This is a genomic window from Photobacterium makurazakiensis (genome assembly GCF_050336715.1).
Classification (GTDB): domain Bacteria; phylum Pseudomonadota; class Gammaproteobacteria; order Enterobacterales; family Vibrionaceae; genus Photobacterium; species Photobacterium makurazakiensis.
On sequence record NZ_JAKJSJ010000018.1, the window covers coordinates 40,523 to 59,003 of the forward strand.

16 protein-coding genes are annotated in these 18,481 nt (G+C 45.0%); 10 read left to right on the top strand and 6 right to left on the bottom strand.

Features of this window, described 5'->3' with window-relative positions:
• Positions 1-111: 111 nt before the first annotated feature.
• The 5 genes from L4D09_RS09080 to L4D09_RS09100 all read right to left on the bottom strand — a co-directional run bounded on the left by L4D09_RS09080 (position 112) and on the right by L4D09_RS09100 (position 4,455).
• The gene (locus L4D09_RS09080) at positions 112-342 is read right to left on the bottom strand and encodes a hypothetical protein (protein ID WP_428457178.1); all 231 of its coding nucleotides are present in this window, start codon (positions 340-342) and stop codon (positions 112-114) included.
• A gap of 149 nt (positions 343-491) precedes the next feature.
• Positions 492-1,271 carry a DeoR/GlpR family DNA-binding transcription regulator gene (locus L4D09_RS09085; RefSeq protein WP_428457179.1) on the bottom strand — a complete coding sequence of 260 codons (780 nt, stop codon included), beginning with the start codon at positions 1,269-1,271 and terminating at the stop codon, positions 492-494.
• Between the two features lie 7 nt (positions 1,272-1,278).
• The gene (gene pdxA / locus L4D09_RS09090; RefSeq protein WP_428457180.1) at positions 1,279-2,259 is read right to left on the bottom strand and encodes a 4-hydroxythreonine-4-phosphate dehydrogenase PdxA; all 981 of its coding nucleotides are present in this window, start codon (positions 2,257-2,259) and stop codon (positions 1,279-1,281) included.
• Positions 2,256-3,494 (bottom strand): D-threonate kinase, encoded by a 1,239-nt coding sequence (dtnK, locus tag L4D09_RS09095; RefSeq protein ID WP_428457181.1) that lies wholly within the window; start codon positions 3,492-3,494, stop codon positions 2,256-2,258. The genes pdxA and dtnK overlap by 4 nt, the downstream gene beginning before the upstream one ends.
• Positions 3,487-4,455: a 2-keto-3-deoxygluconate permease gene (locus L4D09_RS09100; protein ID WP_428457182.1), complete on the bottom strand. Its 969-nt coding sequence runs from the start codon at positions 4,453-4,455 to the stop codon at positions 3,487-3,489. The genes dtnK and L4D09_RS09100 overlap by 8 nt, the downstream gene beginning before the upstream one ends.
• An 846-nt stretch (positions 4,456-5,301) precedes the next feature.
• On the opposite strand from L4D09_RS09100, the gene L4D09_RS09105 reads away from it, so the two are divergent.
• Positions 5,302-7,329, top strand: coding sequence for a methyl-accepting chemotaxis protein (locus L4D09_RS09105; protein WP_428457183.1), 2,028 nt, complete (start codon positions 5,302-5,304; stop codon positions 7,327-7,329).
• Positions 7,330-7,428: 99 nt separating this feature from the next.
• On the opposite strand, the gene L4D09_RS09110 is transcribed toward L4D09_RS09105, so the two are convergent.
• Complete coding sequence (locus tag L4D09_RS09110; RefSeq protein ID WP_428457184.1) at positions 7,429-8,400, bottom strand: glycosyl transferase family protein; 972 nt, start codon at positions 8,398-8,400, stop codon at positions 7,429-7,431.
• A 435-nt stretch (positions 8,401-8,835) separates the two neighbouring features.
• Here L4D09_RS09110 and L4D09_RS09115 point away from each other — a divergent pair, with 435 nt between their 5' ends.
• From L4D09_RS09115 to L4D09_RS09155, 9 genes are all read left to right on the top strand, one after another.
• The gene (locus L4D09_RS09115) at positions 8,836-9,567 is read left to right on the top strand and encodes a beta-ketoacyl synthase chain length factor (RefSeq protein ID WP_428457185.1); all 732 of its coding nucleotides are present in this window, start codon (positions 8,836-8,838) and stop codon (positions 9,565-9,567) included.
• Between the two features lie 323 nt (positions 9,568-9,890).
• Positions 9,891-10,154 carry a phosphopantetheine-binding protein gene (locus L4D09_RS09120; RefSeq protein WP_428457186.1) on the top strand — a complete coding sequence of 88 codons (264 nt, stop codon included), beginning with the start codon at positions 9,891-9,893 and terminating at the stop codon, positions 10,152-10,154.
• A gap of 59 nt (positions 10,155-10,213) precedes the next feature.
• The gene (locus L4D09_RS09125) at positions 10,214-11,590 is read left to right on the top strand and encodes an AMP-binding protein (RefSeq protein WP_428457187.1); all 1,377 of its coding nucleotides are present in this window, start codon (positions 10,214-10,216) and stop codon (positions 11,588-11,590) included.
• Between the two features lie 21 nt (positions 11,591-11,611).
• Positions 11,612-11,995 (top strand): 3-hydroxyacyl-ACP dehydratase FabZ family protein, encoded by a 384-nt coding sequence (locus L4D09_RS09130; protein WP_428457188.1) that lies wholly within the window; start codon positions 11,612-11,614, stop codon positions 11,993-11,995.
• Positions 11,996-12,006: 11 nt separating this feature from the next.
• Positions 12,007-13,551, top strand: a complete 1,545-nt coding sequence (locus L4D09_RS09135; protein ID WP_428457189.1) for an HAL/PAL/TAL family ammonia-lyase — start codon at positions 12,007-12,009, stop codon at positions 13,549-13,551.
• A gap of 46 nt (positions 13,552-13,597) precedes the next feature.
• Positions 13,598-14,842, top strand: coding sequence for a beta-ketoacyl-[acyl-carrier-protein] synthase family protein (locus tag L4D09_RS09140; RefSeq protein WP_428457190.1), 1,245 nt, complete (start codon positions 13,598-13,600; stop codon positions 14,840-14,842).
• Complete coding sequence (locus tag L4D09_RS09145; protein ID WP_428457191.1) at positions 14,835-15,314, top strand: hotdog family protein; 480 nt, start codon at positions 14,835-14,837, stop codon at positions 15,312-15,314. Before L4D09_RS09140 ends, L4D09_RS09145 begins: the two co-directional genes overlap by 8 nt.
• A complete protein-coding gene (locus tag L4D09_RS09150; protein ID WP_428457192.1) occupies positions 15,311-16,036 on the top strand; it encodes a 3-ketoacyl-ACP reductase FabG2 in 726 nt (241 codons plus the stop codon). The genes L4D09_RS09145 and L4D09_RS09150 overlap by 4 nt, the downstream gene beginning before the upstream one ends.
• 219 nt (positions 16,037-16,255) lie before the next feature.
• Positions 16,256-18,406, top strand: coding sequence for a bifunctional 2',3'-cyclic-nucleotide 2'-phosphodiesterase/3'-nucleotidase (locus tag L4D09_RS09155; RefSeq protein WP_428457193.1), 2,151 nt, complete (start codon positions 16,256-16,258; stop codon positions 18,404-18,406).
• Positions 18,407-18,481 lie beyond the last annotated feature (75 nt).

Here is an 18,481-nt window from a genome sequence, read left to right on the forward strand (position 1 = left end):
TGAAAAGTAAGACGTACAAAGAAACACAGTTACATTGCAATACCGTAAACACGCAAGACGCTAAGTGTTTTATTGCTTAGTTTACAATTTGGTATGCAACACAAATGACAATTATACTTCTTCGCCAATAGAGAAAGATGCCCGTTTTAAATTAGTGACTGTATCCGGGCACGGCATACTCAACGTAATGAGTGGCGAAGCCGCAAGTAGTGAAACTTTACATTCACGCCTGATATGTGCCGAGTAAGTACATGATGGCATCAGAATAGAGATATAACTACAAGCCGCACTGCAATGGTGCGGCTTTTTATTTGCCTGTATTTCCGTGCATCGGTATAGCATGCCTCTTACCTAAATTACTTCTATTGGTACCGATCTAAAGATAAATCTTATATGGGCAGCTCATTCGCTTTGGGTGATGTACGGCACTGAAAATTTAAAGGGTAAAGAGCGCATGGTGCGCCCTTTATAATGAAATCGTAGCAAGGCAATTACTCACCTGCTGTTGCGACCTCAACCAGTTCTAACGGCACTTCTTCCTCTAGCCTACTGTGGGCCTTATCTGGCAGAACGGTGTCAGATATCAGCAAGTCATAGGTACTCAATGGCGCGATTTTATGTGTGCCGACACAGTTGAGTTTACTGCTATCGGTAAGCAGGATGTTCATCTTACCCAGCGTTGCTAACTTACGTTTTAATACGGCCTTTTCCTGCGTTGGGCTTGTGACGCCATTGTTACTATCAAAGGCACTACAAGTACAAAAGCAGATGTCAGGAATGATACTGTCGAGCAAGTGCTCGCTGTAGGCACCAATCACCGACTGACTGCAGTTGTCGATGTTACCCCCGGCGATAATCACTTGATTGTTACCGGCTTCAGAGAGGTGAAAGGCAATACGCAGATCGGTGGTAATTACCGTGACATCGTGACGCTCAATCAGCAGGGTCGCGAGCTCGAAGTTGGTTGTTCCAGCATCAAGGAACACCGTCATCCCGTCTTTGATATGGCTAAGCGCGGCATACGCTATTGCCTTCTTCACATTGAGGTTTTCAGCTTGCTTCTCGGCGGTTGTCGGTTGGCGATTGATGGCGCGGCCAAACGAGATCCCACCGCGTTCACGAAACACAAGCCCGTTATCCGCGAGCTTATTAACATCTCGGCGGATAGTGGCGGGTGAGGAGCTCGTGATATCAACCAGCTCCTGAATAGTGGCGTGCTTATGTTTTTTAACGTGTTCGAGAATGAGATCCGTTCGTTTTGATTGTTGCACTATAGGTTTATCCTGCGAGCTTGATTGCGAGTCTGATAGACTCAAGAATACTGTCACATTTTGCTATATTTTTACCTGCAATATCAAATGCTGTGCCGTGATCGGCCGATGTTCTGATAAATGGCAAGCCAGCGGTGATATTTACCCCGTCATGGAAGCCCATAAGCTTAAGTGGGATATGCCCCTGATCATGGTACTGGGCAACCACCATCGCATACTTGCCTTCATAGGCCTGAAGGAAGACCGTATCTGGCGGGATCGCTCCGAAAACATTGCTTCCTTGTGCCTGTAGGTTTTTGACTGTTGGGTTAATGACCTCAATCTCTTCACTGCCAAACAAGCCGCTTTCGCCAGCGTGCGGGTTGATCCCTGCTATCGCGATTGGTGCCCCTTCTTCACCAATGCGTGCAAGAAAATCTTCGGCAATACGAACCACTGTCTGCTGTCTTTGTGGGTTGAGTGTATCAAGCATCTTACGCAGCGAAATGTGCGTAGTGGCATGAATAACACGTAGACGATCGGTATAAAGCACCATGGCGAAGTCTTTGGTACCGGTAAGTTCGGCAAGTAACTCGGTGTGACCAGCATAATGATAGCCGCCCAAGTGTAATGCTTCCTTGTTCAACGGTGCTGTTGCAATCGCTGTTATCTCACCGCGCAATGCATACTCGGTCGATTTTTCTATGCAGCGATAAGCTCCTGCGCCTGCCTGTGCTTGTACTTTACCAATTTCCAGTGTTGATGGGCTTTCAAGCGGCACATCAATAATGTGTATTTGCCCTGACGTGAAATCAGCCTCGCTGATACGCTCAATCTTAACCAGCTCTTTTTGGGTGATCTGCATGGCTTCATTTTGTTTTATGAAGGTCTCATAACAGCCAAAGATCACTAAGGGTGTATGTTGAATTTCTTCAGCTTCGAACGCTTTAAGTGTGATTTCAGGGGAGATGCCAGCGGCATCGCCCATTGTAATACCAATTACTTTCATGAGTTGTCCTGTAAATGCTGAATGATTTGTTCAATTGCGTCGGCGTGACCAAAGCCGCCGGCTTTAGTCACAACCGGAATGTGATGGTCGGTAAAGTGACCGTAGGGAATACAAGGTTGTACTTCGCCTTTGATGATGTAGCCATCAGCACCAATTTCTGCGGCAACTGCTGTGGCAATGTCGCCACCAGTAAATAGCACACCTGATAGCGGGTGGCTCTCCATTAGTGCTTTGCCTAATCGGCCTAGGAACTGAGCAACGGCATTGCCCATGTCGGTACCGGTAATTTTTTGTTGCTGGCAGAATTGGTGTGCTCGCTGACGTTCTGCTTGATCGCGGGCTGTCCGAATGGCGCAATGCTTGCCTTGGCGTAATAGATTGCCTGCTTGCTCAACCGCTTGTGTCAATGTGATATCAGGGTGGTGCCAGATAGCTTGAGCATCAATATCGAGCACATGCAGGCCTTTCTCCTGACAGTAGTCAACCTGCTGTTGCGTCACGGCACTCATCGACCCTGCTAATACCAATACAGGGGCTTTCTCTTCGGTTAGGAATACGCTTTTTGGTAGCTGGTTAGCAATACCCGCCGCACCAACTAGCACCATTTTGGCGGTTGTATTGGCAAGGCTACTGGCGATGTGGGCAAGATCGTCATCGGTCTCGGCATCGAGGATCAATACCTGAGGCAGATCCCCCGCTATCACCTCGAGAATTGCTTTATCTAGTCCACCTTCCTTGATGGCGGACACGGTAATATTACGGCAAGGCAGTTTGCTCTGGCTGGCAATAATATTGGCGATCTCGGCATGGTGGACCGGTGTTTTTGGATCAGTAGCAAATTCGGTATCGACAACCGGTATGCCGTTTACCAAGCAAGTGCCATTGACTGTAGTGCGCCCAGCAGCCGGGATAGCTCCTGCAACAATAATCAGTTTGGCGCCGAATGCACGGGCAGCGGCTTCGATTTCGGCACCAATGTTGCCCCTAAATGTTGAATCGATTTTCTTAAATACCACTTGTGTATCTTTAGCGGCATTTTGCTCAAAGGCTGTCGTGACACTGGCGGCGGCTTCTTGCGCAGAAACGGCTCGGCTTTCAGTGTTGATCACAGGGATATCACAGGCGACAGGCTTATCGGTAAGCGATACGGCAACCAACGCCCCTTTCTTTGCTAGTTGAACACCTGTGTCGTTCGAGCCGGTGAAGTCATCGGCAATGACAATTAACTTAGGCATTGGCTTCAACTCCCTCACCAGAATCGGTTCCTTTTTGTTTGTTCTTCTTAACCACATAAGAGGTCAGTACCGGAGTTAACATCACAGTCGTGATCACCGAGGCGGCAATGAGTGGAGCTGCGGTTTGTGCGGCGATAGCCATGCTAGGATCTGCCAATGCAATAGCAGCTGGAGTAGCGACTGCGTTACCCGCTGTCGATGACGCTGCCGCGCCAGCTACACCGGTTCCACCTGCAAATTTATCAGCATAGACATTGAAGAAACCGCCAACAAACGTAACAACAACACCTAGAGCAACACCGGCTAGGCCTGTTTGTAGTAGTACTGACAGGTCGATACCAGCACCCAGTGCAAAGGCAAAGAATGGAATAAGAAGCGGGCCACCTTTGGTTAGAAATTGCTTCATGTCTTTATCAAGGTTACCCAAAATCATCCCGATAACAATTGGGATAAGTACAGCAACCAAGCTCATGAATGGAATAGAAGCCATGCCTGCAGCGCCCAGTGCAATCATGGTAAAGAAAGGGCCGTCGTTCAGGCTGATCACCGAGATAGCACCAACATCTTTCTTGCTACCGAACTCGCCAACCAAGGCCGCGTATAGGCCACCATTACTGTTCGACATCGCCGCTATTACTGCTAAGCCAGTAACCCCGAATAAGCCAGCTTCACCAAATACGGTTTGAACCAGCATACCAAGTGCAACGGCAACAACTAATTTAGAAACGGTAATAGCAGAGCCTTGTTTCAATGCTTGAGGTGCTGCTTTAACGCTGATCCCCGCGCCCATACAAAGCAAGAATGCGCCAATCAATGGTGCTGCACCGTTCTTAAATAGGGCAGTTGTAAAGCCGCCAATCTCAAGTGCAGCAGGGAAGAAGGTATTGATAGTCGCACCGATTATGAGCGGTACTACCATCATCCCTCCTGGGATTTTTTCAACTTTTTGTTTGATGTTCATGTTATATCCCTTTTTATATTTGTTGTGTTTCACGTCATTATTCTGATTGTAATTGAGTGGATATAACTTTTATGTGATCACTCTCAATCATTTTAAATCATTTTCAATCAAAGCCAATCAAATATAATCATGATAGTTTAAGTTATTGCTTTATATGGAGTAGGTGTTAATGCATCGAGGTGATGAAATTGAGGAGCCTTCTGTCCATTGATCACTAGAACATGTGAATACCGGCCAATCGGTCAGTAGCCCAGTGGTTTGGAGTCGTTATATGTTTGGGGGGCTGAATCGATGGCTTTGACGCTCGCCAGTTCATAGCATGCGGGAAGGAGTGGTCATGGTGTCACAGCAATTGTATATCCCATGATGGTACGGTGGTTGGTGTTTGCACGTGAATGTATGGTTTGTAAGGCATTTTGTTTGCTTTCAGTAGTGACTCTTGAACGTACTGATGTACCTAAGTTCTTTAAGGTACTGCATTAGTTTATTCCTGAGGGGTACATGAAAAACGTAACCCGTCTTACCCTTCCTCTCATATCTCAGATTACAGCTGTTGTTGCTGCATCTATTACCTTTAATAAAAGTCACCATGGTATATTGATTTTATTAACATATTGTTTTTTATTGATTATTTTGCGTTATCCACAAAATCAGTGGGTAACTTGATGTTCAATAGAACATATTAGTAATGGTGACGGTATAAAGAACATGCAACTTAAAAGTAAAAAATTGTTATTGATTCTCATCATAAAAGTAAAGGTTATTAGGCATATTAATCCTTTGTAGGTATAGTCTTTATTGGTTTTGATTCAATAATAAGTTCCCACAAATAAAAAGAGGTTAGTTATGTTTAACCCACTCCGTCGCTTAACTGTTCGACGTACTTTACAGGTCGTATTTATTGTCCCTACCCTGTTATTGTTAACTTTTCTTTCATTACAAATACAGACTCAATTTTCCTCTTTAAAAGAAGCTCGAATAGCGGAAGAAACCGTAGCATTGTTTAATCGCTATGATGAGGTGGCACACCAATTTGCGGTCGAACGTGGTTTAACTGCAGGGGTACTTGGTGCTAAGGGGCAAGGGCCACAAGTTGCTGCCCTCACGAAACAGCGTGCTGCGGCCGATCAGGCTTATCAGGCATTATTAAGCTTTCAACCCGAGTACCTTAATGAAAATGACATGCGCCAACTCATGGGTGTTGTTAGAGAGCAGCTGGATAGACGGCAAGATATTCGACGCCAAGTGGATACGCTAACCTTGATTGACTCTCCTTTCGCTTATTATTCGAATGTGAACCAGTTGGCTTTAGATAATTTATCAATATTGCTGTCTCATATTAGCAATGCTGAGCTAAAGCAAGAAATGCAGGGGCTGTTACAGCTATTGGTGATTAAAGAGCAGGCAGGGATGGCGAGGGGGGCACTGAATGGTGTTTTTGCGGCCAAACAGACTGACTTAGAACGTTATGCGCAAATTGATAGTTATATAAAAGCAGAAAATTATGCATTACGTCAGGCTCAGCTGTTGTTAACGGGTAACATATCGACAGAGCTGGGTCGTATAACATCGAGCCAGCAATGGCAGCAGGTAATGCAGCTTCAGCAACAGTTTTTAGATCAAAAATCATCATTGACTGCGGTCCAAGGGCCTGATGCTTCGCAATGGTTTGCATTGGCGACAGATCGTATTGGAATGATTAAAGCACTTCGCGATCAGATAACTACCGAGTTGATGGCAACGGTAACGCACGATAAGTCTCTGACCCTACAAATACTTTGGGTCTATTTTGCTATTATTGCACTGGTTATTATCCCATTAGTCGTGTTAACGCTGATGTCGTTACGACAGATAACCCTGCGCGTTGAGAATTTGTCGAGTAAGCTTTCAGCGATGGCCGAAAATAGGGATCTGACTATTCGTGTGTCTGACGGCCAACAAGATGAATTTGGTCAGATAGCGAGGTTGCTTGATCACTTAACGAGCAGTATGAGAGAAACCTTACATAAGGCACATGAAGTTGCTGAGCTGACTCAAAACGAGATTGAAGCAATGGTGGCATTAATTGCTCAAGCTCGAAGTGACAGTGAGCAAACCCATACACGCTGCGACAGCATAGCAACGGCCATGACTGAAATGGCGCAAACTAGCCAAGAAGTCGCAAGTGTGACAAATGATGCGCAGCGAAGTACTGACTCTGTCCGATCTAGTGCCGAATCTAGCTTCACTCACAGTGAGCGTTCATTAGCTTCAACAACTAGCCTTCTCGATAATGTGAATGAAACATATCAATGCATTGAATCACTTGAACAACAAATGGGCAGTGTTTCGGAAATATTAGACACGATAAATGCGATTTCTGAGCAAACAAACTTGCTCGCTTTAAATGCGGCAATTGAGGCCGCAAGGGCAGGTGAGCAAGGGCGTGGATTTGCCGTAGTGGCTGATGAAGTGAGAACACTCGCACAACGCAGCAAGAAGTCGACGGAGGATATTCGCCACTTGTTAAATGGCATATCGAATGAGGCGAAAACGTCATATCAAAATATGCAACAGAGCCGTGAGGCAAGCTTCGAAACCCAGCAGGTTGTTTCTGAAACCAAATCGCTGGTTGAAGGCTTGATTGGCAATGTAAATGAGATTGCACAGTATAATGCGAGTATTGCCGCAGCCTCTGATCAGCAATCGCAAACAGCGCGTAGTGTCGATAGTGACGTTGATGGTTTGTTAGAGCTGGCTGGAAACACAATGGAAGTCATCGCGAATATTCATGACGAGATGGGCCAGGTGAAAATGCGCATGTCAGAACTGGCGTCAGAAGTGAATGAATTTAAGGTTGAACAGCCGACATCGTTGTCTATGCGGGCTGACTAAATTGAGTTAGCAGTGTGTAATTAAGAAAGTGTAATTAAGTAAACACCGGCTTTAGGCCGGTGTTTTTGTCTCTGGCTCTGGCTACAAGTTATTAAATTACTAAGCTAAGCGCTGATGCCACCAGTGTTCAGCTTGTTCAAGTGCCGAAGCTTGATCAGGACAAACTCCCATCATTTTAATAATAATGGCTAAGGTAGACACAACGGCATGTTGTCCATAATTATTGTCTACCTGACCTAGCCAAACTTGTTCGAGAAACTCGCCTGTTATTTCACCATGTTTGCCTGAAGCGCCTTCTAAATAGGTTGGCCATTCCTCGTTAAAGAGTTCACCTTGGCTAACACCTGCAATGCGGCAGGCAGTGCGAGGATTACGTTCGCTTTCACCGCCTTCACCTTTGAAAGCAACCATATTCATGTCGCCAACCAACTGTGCGGCTTCGGCGTGAAGCTGCTCATAGCCCTGATGGAAAATACCATGAATGGCAAACGTTGCTGCCGTTGGGTTTAGCGCGCGCGCCACAGTATTTAATGGTGTTCGCAATCCAACTAAATCACGAAGTGCTAATAGTTCGATTAATGGGTCGCAATAGGCTGATAGTGGGATGTAACAGATATTATCTCTGGCAAGGATTTCACTTGCTTCCTCTGGCGTTGTCGCTTGTTTGATCCCTAGTGCGGGGCAGGCACTTTCAATTTGATATTTGATGGCATCGACAGCGGCATGACCGCTGAGCATCACTCGGATACCATTTTGTGCCAGTATTTTTGCAGCAAGCAATAAATAGGGTGGCTGGCGACGCTTACCAGCAAAGCAAGGCCAGTCAACATCAACATCTAAATCTTGCCACTCTGATGGTATGCGCTCACGTAGAGCCTGAATATAGCCCGCAGCTTCTTCACTCGTCTCACACCGTACACGCTGTAGCATTAGCAAAGTCGCCAATTGTAGTCGTTCAGCTTTGCCATCGAGGTACATGCTCAATGCTTCTTTTGCTTCTAGCTGAGTGAGTGAACGTCGTCCTTTCTCACCTCGACCCACATGCTTTATAAATTCAGAAAAGGCGGTCATGTTACACTCCCTGTAAGGTTGATATACCACGATAGTAGCATTAAGCGTCTTGGGGATCAGCGTCTGCTGAAAAAGGAAATCAATATCATCAATTGATATATTGGCTTTTATAAGCCAACAATGAATCATTATACTGTATTCTTTATACCTCATTCGAATAGACTGAATTGAGTAGAGTATGAAATAAAACGTAATGTCGACATTCTGAAAAATAGCTAAATTATAATTTTCATGGAGTTTCAAACGCTATTTAAATTTTCCAGTATAATTAATGGTTTTACCAGCGGGCTTCATACTTTCTCCTTGAACTTATCATTGCGTGCTTATTAAAGGTATTGTCTGTCGGATAATTCAATATTATTAATAGAAGTTAATCTTGTGGCATTATATAACCTACCTTACTGAGTTTATAAATTTATGGTTTATATCTGATAAATGAATTCTGTATGTTTTAATATTCTAAATTGGTATGCATTCTCACCTGATTTATTTGGCGAGGAAGCTTGGAAGCGTTGGACAAGTTACGAAGGATCATTGGACAGCAATGAGAAACCTTCGCTTAAGTTAATTCCTCCAATGATGCGACGTAGAATGAGTACATTAAGTAAGTTGGCTTTACAGGCGGCTATCAGTGCCTCGAAGGGTCAAACCATAGACTACTTGGTGTTTGCTAGTCGCCATGGTGAGTTAAACCGAACAGCAAAATTGCTACAAGGGATCATGAGTGGTGAAGATGCCTCTCCGACTGCTTTTTCACAATCGGTGCATAACACCGCCGCTGGGTTATTTACGATTGCCACCAAGCAAGCCATTCCGGTAGCTTCGCTTGCCGCTGGTGAGCACACGCTACATAACGCGTTAATCGAAGCTGCCGGCTATTTGCATGAGAACCCTAGTCACCGTGTACTGCTTGTTGATTTTGATGAGCCACTGCCGCCACCTTATGAGCAGTATGAGGATGTACGCCATCAAAGTTATGCCGTTGGTATGGTATTGACGGCTGGAGAAAATGTAAGGCTATCGTGGCAGCCGATGCCTTCTGAAAGTGGCCTAACACTCGAAGGGACCTACCCACAGACATTAACGGTTTTATCTCACCTTTCAGCTGAGGGGAAGGTGCAATGGACTGTGGCTGGCAAGAGTATGTACTGGTATTGGCAACGTTGAGTACATAGTGAGGGCTTAGTGTCGTACAGAAAATGTTTTTGATATCTGGTTGTAGCCTAGGAGTAATAATTGCTTTGTCTGTTCTAACTAATTATTACTGTGGTGTTTCAAGTGCTTTATTACCACAAGCTTCACAAGCCAAATTGGTTAGATGTTAATTGACTCGTGTTTATACAAGTGTCAATACTTAGTTTGATAATCACTCTGGCATAAATTTTAAAATTAATGGCGAGCATAATAATGACGGTGTGAAATTAATAGTTTTCATCGTTAGTTATATTAAAGCACAAAAAATCATATTCTAAATATATTAGGTGAATGAAATGGAACGATTACTGAATGAAATAAAAGTGCTGATTATTGATGTGTTAAACCTTGAAGATATTAGTGTTGATGACATTGAAACTGAAGCACCGCTTTTTGGTGATGGATTAGGGTTGGATTCAATTGATGCGCTTGAACTCGGTCTAGCGATTAAAAAGCAGTACAACGTTGTTATTGATGCTGATGATTCTAACACTCGTGAACATTTTGCGTCAGTTGCAAACTTAGCTGCTTTTATCTCTGCCAATAAAGTTCAGCTTTAAAGCATGTGGTCAGTACAGCAATGGATTTGCTGTAAACATCAACACTAGGATGGGTATATATGAATGAAATTGTTTCATTAGCACAACTGATGGTAACTAAACGGGATCCCGCCTGTGTGGTCTCTTTCTGTCCGTCAGGCTGTATCACATGGGAGCAATTTCAAACGGATGTGTACGTGCTAAGTCAGCAGTTATTGCATCATTCTGCTCACCGCTGGGCGATATGTACAGAAGATAGCTACTTGTTTGCCGTTGCCTTTATGGCTGCGGCACATACTGGACGTCATATCATTTTACCGGGTAATTTACAGCCGGCAGCGCTTGCAGAGCTGACACAACATTTCGATGCTATTTTGCACGACAACAAAGTAGAGGTGCCACTCGGCATGCCTGCATTACTGTTAAACCAATCAGAAACAGTACTGTTTGCACATGATGAGGAGCAATATGATTTTCAACCTCTGAACCTTGCTGCTGTTTTCTTAACCTTGTTTACGTCAGGCTCGAGCGGTGCACCAAAGGCAATCCAGAAAAGCCTTAATGTACTTGATGCTGAGCTTTCTCAGTTGCAGGCGATGTGGGGGGTAAAAACAGCAAATAGCAAAGTTGTTAGTACTGTCTCTCATCAACATATTTATGGTCTTTTATTTCGCCTTTTGTGGCCGCTGTGTACGGGGCGAGGCTTTGCTCGTTATGATTTCGTTTACCCTGAACAAGTTATGGCTCAACTTTCTTCTGACTCAGTTCTGGTCAGTAGTCCGGCTTTGTTAAAGCGGCTAGATGGACTGCCATCGACGCAAGGCTACCGAGCAATCTTTTCATCTGGTGGACCATTAACGCTTACAGCGGCGCAGCAAACACTCGTTTTGCTACAGCAATTACCGATAGAAGTATTTGGTAGTACAGAGACCGGCGGGATCGCCTATCGGCAGCAAGCAGGCAGCAATACGCCTTGGCAAGCTTTCCCTGTTGTTGAAATACAACTCAATGCCGAGCAATGCTTGAGTCTTCGTTCGCCTTTTATTAACCCAGAAACCTGGTATCAAACCGCTGATCAATGCCTGCTACTAAGCCCTCAACAGTTTGAAGTTAAAGGGCGTATCGACCGTGTTATTAAGGTTGAAGAAAAACGGATTTCGTTATCAGAAATTGAACAACGTTTATGTCAGTTGGATGGGGTTGATGAAGCGGCGGTACTGCCTTTAGAGCAAAAAAATCGCTTGGTCATTGCTGCAGTGATCACCTTGACGTCTATCGGCCAAACGGCAATCAACGAACAAGGCAAAGGAAAGTATTGGCTGACGCTCCGGCAGGCATTACGCCAGTGGATTGAGCCTGTTGGTATTCCTAGGCGACTCAGGGTAGTACAGCAAATTCCGCTCAATAGTCAGGGTAAACGGCTGATGTACGATTTAGAGCAACTATTTATTGATTAACGCGATACCCAAGAAGACAAAATGATGAAACGTAAACCAACCATTATCGACCAGCAGATCATCGGTAATACAGCTCGGTTAACACTACATGTTGATCATGATATCGAGGATTTTCAAGGCCATTTTCCTTCACACCCAGTTTTGCCGGGTGTAAGTCAGATCGACTGGGCGGTGTCTTATGCGGTGCAGCTTCTTGATACCCCCCCTTATTTCACCGGTATGGAAGTTCTGAAATTCCAAGAGCCAATCTTACCTGGGATGTCAGTTCTACTGGAGCTGAGATGGCTTCACGATAAAGGAAAATTACAGTTTTGCTATAGCTCCGGCCAAGTCGGCGACAGTGTTCGGATGCACGCCTCTGGCCGGCTGATGATGGGCGACAACCAATTAATTTCTGGCAGTTAAGTGGAAGAAAAATGACAACCAATTCTCAACAAACAATAAAATTTGGGGCTGATCGCCTAACCATTGAAGATGTTATGGCGATTGCTCAGGGCGCGCCAGCGGAGATGGATACTTCACCTGCTTTTACCGCAAAAATTGATCGAGGCGTTGCGTTCCTAGAGCGTCTTCTTAAAGAAGAAGGAGTGATCTACGGGGTAACGACAGGCTATGGCGATTCTTGTACGGTAGCTATTCCTCCTGAGTTGGTTGATGAGCTGCCATTACATTTAACCCGTTTTCACGGTTGTGGCCTTGGTGAAAATTTATCACATCTTCAGTCAAGAGCAGTATTAGCAACCCGTTTGTGTTCGTTATCACAAGGTGTCTCTGGGGTGACGCACGATTTGCTAAATCAAATTGTTACTTTGATTAACAATGATATTGCACCGAGGATCCCCCAAGAAGGGTCCGTTGGCGCTAGCGGTGACTTAACACCGTTGTCGTATTTAGCTGCAACCCTGATCGGTGAGCGCGAAGTCTTATATAAAGGTGAAATTCGTGCAACATCAGAGGTATTTACCCAGTTAGATATTACGCCAATTAAATTGAAGCCTAAAGAAGGGCTTGCACTGATGAACGGTACATCAGTGATGACCGCATTAGCCTGTATTGCGTTTAAACGTGCCGAGTATCTTGCCCAGCTTGCCAGTAAAATTACCGCGATGGTGTCTGTGGCAATGCATGGTAACGACTTCCATTTTGATGAAGCATTGTTTGCGGTTAAACCTCACCCAGGCCAGCAGCAAGTTGCGAGCTGGCTGCGTTCAGATTTACAGGCTGAGCGCCCCCCTCGTAACAGCGACCGCCTTCAAGATCGCTATTCGCTCCGCTGTGCACCGCATGTGATTGGCACATTGCAAGATAGCCTGCCATGGCTACGGCAAATGATTGAAAATGAGTTAAACAGTGCCAACGATAACCCGATTATTGATGGTGAAAATGAGCGTGTACTACACGGTGGCCATTTTTATGGGGGTCATATCGCAATGGCGATGGACACGTTAAAAACCGCGATAGCCAATATTGCGGATTTGCTCGACCGACAGATGGCTCAGTTGATGGATTATAAATTTAATAATGGTTTACCGTTCAACTTAACGGGGGCGAAGGGTGATCGTTTACCCATAAACCATGGCTTTAAAGCGGTGCAGATAGGTATTTCAGCTTGGACCGCTGAAGCGTTGAAACACACGATGCCTGCGAGTGTTTTTTCTCGTTCAACTGAGTGCCATAACCAAGACAAGGTCAGCATGGGAACCATTGCCTCGCGAGATTGTTTGCGGGTATTAGAACTGACAGAGCAAGTCGCTTCGGCGTCATTATTAGCGGCAACTCAGGCACTTGAAATCCGTACACGCAACAATGAGTTGGATGCAACACACTTTAGTCCGGCCTTAAAAGCCATGGCTAGCGCGGTATCAGAAGAGTTTTCCTTTGTGGAGGAAGATCGACCCTTAGAGCAAGACCTACGTAAGTTTATTGCCATGATCCAACGCCAGCACTGGGCTCTATATTAACTGGTTGCCTAGCACTCTATAAATTAAACAAATGCGAGAGATCGCGATGACAAAGAATATATCCAGCACTAAACGATTCACTCCAAGCATAGCCCCAGCACCAGTTTATATCTGGGGATGCGGCTTTCATTCTGCATTGGGCGATAGTCACGAGCAAATTCATCAATGTCTCGCTGATGGTTTCTCGCCTGACATGCAGGCTGGTTGTGGCTGGCTCAACGATGACTTTGAGACAGTAATCGGCAAAGCAACAGGTAGACGACCTGCTCTGCCTGCTCGTCTTAAGCACTATGATACGGGTAATAACCGTTTGGCATTATCGGCATTGCAGCAAATAGAGCCGCAGATCCAAAGGGCCATCGCACAGTTTGGTCATGAGCGAGTGGCTGTTGTGATCGGTACCAGTACCTCTGGTATTGCTGATGGTGAAACGGCCATGATAGAACATCTGCATAACGGGCAGTTTCCTAAACCTTATCACTATAGCCAACAAGAGCTGGCTAATGCTGGGCAATTTATTGCGGACTATTTCGAGCTCAAGGGGCCGGTTTATACCATCTCTACAGCGTGCTCTTCGAGTGGTCGGGTATTTTTGTCGGCAAGGCGCTTGTTGTCAGCAGGCATTGTTGACGCCGTCATTGTTGGCGGGGCTGATTCACTATGCCGTTTGACGCTAAATGGCTTCCATGGTTTAGAGGCATTGTCAGGCACACTATGTAATCCTTTTAGCGTAAACCGTAAAGGCATTAATATCGGTGAAGCGGCTGCATTTATGTTGCTGTCTCAAGAGACAGCTCCTGACATTGAGCCTTCGCTGCCTGCAATTGCGTTACTTGGCGCTGGTGATAGTTCTGATGCCCATCATATTTCAGCGCCTCACCCTGAAGGTAACGGTGCTGAGGTCGCGATGCGAAAAGCACTTGAGAGCGCGCAGCTCAGTACAGATGATATTGGCTATATTAACGCACATGGTACAGCGACCCCGTTAAATGATGAGATGGAAGCCAAAGCGATCTCACGGGTATTTGGCCTACGTACACCTGTAAGTTCAACGAAGCCTTTAACAGGACATACATTAGGGGCCGCGAGTGCAGTGGAAGCTGCCATTTGCTGGCATGTTTTACGTTATCGGCTGCCGCTACCACACCAAGTGAACGACGGTGAAAGCGATGCACTGCCTATTACGCTGGCAACCCCTGGGATGGCTCTAAATAATAAAGCGGTGCTAAGCAATTCTTTTGCCTTTGGCGGTAATAATATTAGTTTGATATTTGGGTATGTTAATGACTAACACTCCACCATTGTACGCACTACTTCCTCATGATATGCCAATGGTATTGGTCGACGACTTGGTTGGTGTTGGTGATGAACACATACATTGCCGTGTAACCATCAGCGAACAATGCTTATTTTTCAAACCTGAAACGCGGGCCATTCCGGGGTATGTTGGTATTGAATTTATGGCGCAATCTGTTGCGGGTTGGTCGGGCTACCATGCTTGGCGAGCCGGTAAAGAAGCATCAATTGGCTTCTTACTTGGGTGTCGTCTCTATCAAACCACTGTGAGCCAATTTCCTGAACACAGCGTGCTTGATATTTATGCGGAGCGGCTGATGGAAAATGACGGTATGGCGATATTCAGTTGCCGAATTGAATGCGAAGAGCAGGAAATTGCAACATGCCAACTTAATGTGTTTGTCCCTTCAGTAGAGAAGCTTGATTCGATGCTAGGCAAAGCACAAAGCGAAAGGGATGAATCATGACTCGACAGGTTTTAGTCACAGGCGCAAGCAAAGGTATTGGGCGTGCGATTGCTCTCCAACTCGCCAAAGATGGTTTCACCGTTGTCGTCCACTATATGAGCGATAAAGTGGGTGCAGAATCAACGTTGAATGATATTAAGCAGATGGGTGGTGTGGGGCGTGTTATTCAATTTGATATTAGTGATCGTGCGCAGTGCCGTGAACAGTTAGAGGCAGACATTGCCGCGTACGGTGCATATTACGGTGTGGTCAGTAATGCTGGAATTACTCGCGATAAGGCTTTTCCAGCGATGGCTGAAGAAGAGTGGGATTGTGTGATCCATACCAATCTCGACAGCTTCTACAATGTACTTCACCCTTGTGTGATGCCAATGGTGCAAAAACGTAAAGGTGGCCGCATTGTTACTCTTGCCTCGGTATCTGGTATTACGGGTAATCGTGGGCAAACCAATTATAGTGCAGCCAAAGCCGGTGTCATTGGTGCGACGAAATCATTGGCTCTTGAATTGGCTAAGCGGAAAATTACCGTCAACTGTGTCGCACCAGGATTGATCGATACTGGTATGGTTGATGAGCATGTTAAAAAGCATGCTTTGCCACAAGTGCCGTTACAACGTATGGGGGAGCCCGAAGAAGTTGCAGGGTTAGTGAGCTACCTGATGTCAGATGTTGCGGCTTATATAACGCGGCAGGTAATTTCAGTTAATGGAGGATTAGTCTGAATCATATGACTGAAAGGGGAAGATTTTATATAAGCTAGGTAAATAGTGCTTTTATGTAAGATAATCTTCATGTAATCCATTAACTCCACGTAATTCCTGATGTTGATAATATTCTGCGGGAGCGATAAGTGGTAAAAATAAAAACTGTAATATTTGTTAAATACAAAATAATTAACCTTCACCCCAATTATACTTTGAAAGTAAATTTGGAAACTGGTTTTGATTAATAATAAAAAGTTTAAAGATGCAGCATTGGCAAGTGTGATTGCCGGTTTAGTTGGCTGCAATAGCAGCTCAAATGACCACACCGTAAAAGATATGGACGTAACACTAGACTTACGCTTAATGGAAACAACAGATCTACATGGCACCATGATGCCATTCAACTATTTCGAAAATAAAGCAAATAGTAACCTCAGCTTAGCCCGAGCAGCCGTTATTATTCGGGATGCTCGTGGTGAAGTTGAAAACAGTATGCTGTTTGATAACGGTGACCTTATTCAAGGTAGCCCAATGGCCGATTATGTTGCCAACCTTGGGCTTGATTATTTTGATCAAAAAGGACGTCACCCTGTTTACAAGGCGATGAACCTTTTAGATTATGATGCCGCTAATATTGGTAACCATGAATTTAACTACGGTATTGAGTTCATGGAGCACTCGATCGACGGTGCTAATTTCCCTTACGTTGTATCAAATGTTTGGAAATACGATGAATCGCTTGCTGGTGCTTACGGGACATTTGAAAATAGCTGTTCACCACGTCTTGAATATAAAGATTTTTATGACTTTGCTGAGTCAGCATTCGACACCGTCGCGCCATACGAAATTCTCGACCGTACATTTAAAGCAAGAAATGGTGAATCTTACACCGTTAAAGTAGGTGTGATCGGCTTTACACCACCAGGGATTATGGGCTGGGATAAAACTCACCTTGAGTGTGAAGTTCTCGTTTCTGATATAAAAACGACCGCTGAGTACTACGTTCCAAAAATGATAGAAGATGGTGCTGATATCATTGTTGCCGTACCTCACAGTGGCCTAACGAATAGCGACAATGCAACGCCATTCCAAGATAATGCTACATGGGAACTGGCACAAATTGACGGTATTGATGCGGTTATGTTTGGACACGACCACAATAACTTCCCAACCGAAGCTGGTACCTATGATGGTATGGAGGGCGTAAATGGCCCTAAAGGTAAGATCTTCGGCAAACCAGCGGTGATGCCAGGCTCTTTAGGTGATAACGTCGGTGTGATTGATCTCGTTCTTCAGACTGAAGATGGTGGGGAAAGCTGGGCCGTCAATTACCCACAAAGTACTGCCGAACTGCGTGGCTTACCTGAAAACCCAGATTCCGTTGCAGAAGACATCATTGCAGCAGTACAAGATGATCATAACAGTACTGTCGACTTTATGAGTGAAGCCATTGTTGCTATCGACCAACCGATCAATAGCTTCTTCTCTGCAGTTGAACCTGACTTGTCAATTCAAATAGTAAATGAAGCGCAATTTAACTGGGGCGTTAAGCAAGTTGAGAGTGGATCTTTAGAAATAGAAGAGGGGGCAATCCTCGTTTCTGTTTCTGCACCCTTTAAAGGTGGCCGTAACGGTAGTGACGATTACACCAACATTGATGGTGACTTCTTAACTAACGCGAGTGTCGCTGATCTTTATAACTTTGATAATAATACTCCTGCTGTTCTTAAGCTAACTGCTGGCGATATGAAAGAATGGTTAGAAACAATCGCTTCTCAGCAATACCGTACTGTTACCAAAGACGGTGATGACCTTTTGTTCCAAATGTTCCGCAGCTATAACTTCGATGCTTTCTATGGTGGTTGGGATGCAGAAGGTGAACAGATTGAGATGAGCTACACTATCGACGTTGGTAAAGAACCACGTTATAGCGTAGATGACGCTGGTGAGCTGATTTACAACGACGATGGTGAGTTAGTTCCAAACGACGTTCGCCGTATCACTGATTTCACCTACGGCGGTGTTGATATGGATGACGACCAAGTCTTCTATGTTGTGACCAATAACTACCGCGCCACAAACACTTGGATTCCTGGTGTAGATAATGCTGAACTTGTTTTGGAAGATGCTGCATTTTCTAATCGTGAGATTGTCGATCAATACTTGCGAGAGCTTGCTGCAGAACATGAAGAGGAAGTGCCTCTGATTCAATTTGAAAATGCTAATAACTACAAGCTGACAGGTCCTGCTGGCATCTCTGCGAAGTTCTTATCTGATCCGCGTGGTAAAGCTTATGCAGAAACACTAGAAAATGTTGATCATACTAGTGAAACCGGCAGTGTTGGGGATAACACGGGTTACAGCGTTTACAAATACTCATTTAATTAATCAGCTAACAAGTTTGAATCCCGTCTTGGGAGACTATTTGAAACTATTATGATGAGTTTTAAAAGTCAGTGGTCT

Bases quoted from the DNA above. Each gene is read 5' to 3' on its own strand.
- L4D09_RS09080 (WP_428457178.1), bottom strand. From the start codon at position 342: ATGCTATACCGATGCACGGAAATACAGGCAAATAAAAAGCCGCACCAT.
- pdxA (WP_428457180.1), bottom strand. From the start codon at position 2,259: ATGAAAGTAATTGGTATTACAATGGGCGATGCCGCTGGCATCTCCCCT.
- dtnK (WP_428457181.1), bottom strand. From the start codon at position 3,494: ATGCCTAAGTTAATTGTCATTGCCGATGACTTCACCGGCTCGAACGAC.
- L4D09_RS09100 (WP_428457182.1), bottom strand. From the start codon at position 4,455: ATGAACATCAAACAAAAAGTTGAAAAAATCCCAGGAGGGATGATGGTA.
- L4D09_RS09105 (WP_428457183.1), top strand. From the start codon at position 5,302: ATGTTTAACCCACTCCGTCGCTTAACTGTTCGACGTACTTTACAGGTC.
- L4D09_RS09110 (WP_428457184.1), bottom strand. From the start codon at position 8,400: ATGACCGCCTTTTCTGAATTTATAAAGCATGTGGGTCGAGGTGAGAAA.
- L4D09_RS09115 (WP_428457185.1), top strand. From the start codon at position 8,836: ATGAATTCTGTATGTTTTAATATTCTAAATTGGTATGCATTCTCACCT.
- L4D09_RS09120 (WP_428457186.1), top strand. From the start codon at position 9,891: ATGGAACGATTACTGAATGAAATAAAAGTGCTGATTATTGATGTGTTA.
- L4D09_RS09125 (WP_428457187.1), top strand. From the start codon at position 10,214: ATGAATGAAATTGTTTCATTAGCACAACTGATGGTAACTAAACGGGAT.
- L4D09_RS09130 (WP_428457188.1), top strand. From the start codon at position 11,612: ATGATGAAACGTAAACCAACCATTATCGACCAGCAGATCATCGGTAAT.
- L4D09_RS09135 (WP_428457189.1), top strand. From the start codon at position 12,007: ATGACAACCAATTCTCAACAAACAATAAAATTTGGGGCTGATCGCCTA.
- L4D09_RS09140 (WP_428457190.1), top strand. From the start codon at position 13,598: ATGACAAAGAATATATCCAGCACTAAACGATTCACTCCAAGCATAGCC.
- L4D09_RS09145 (WP_428457191.1), top strand. From the start codon at position 14,835: ATGACTAACACTCCACCATTGTACGCACTACTTCCTCATGATATGCCA.
- L4D09_RS09150 (WP_428457192.1), top strand. From the start codon at position 15,311: ATGACTCGACAGGTTTTAGTCACAGGCGCAAGCAAAGGTATTGGGCGT.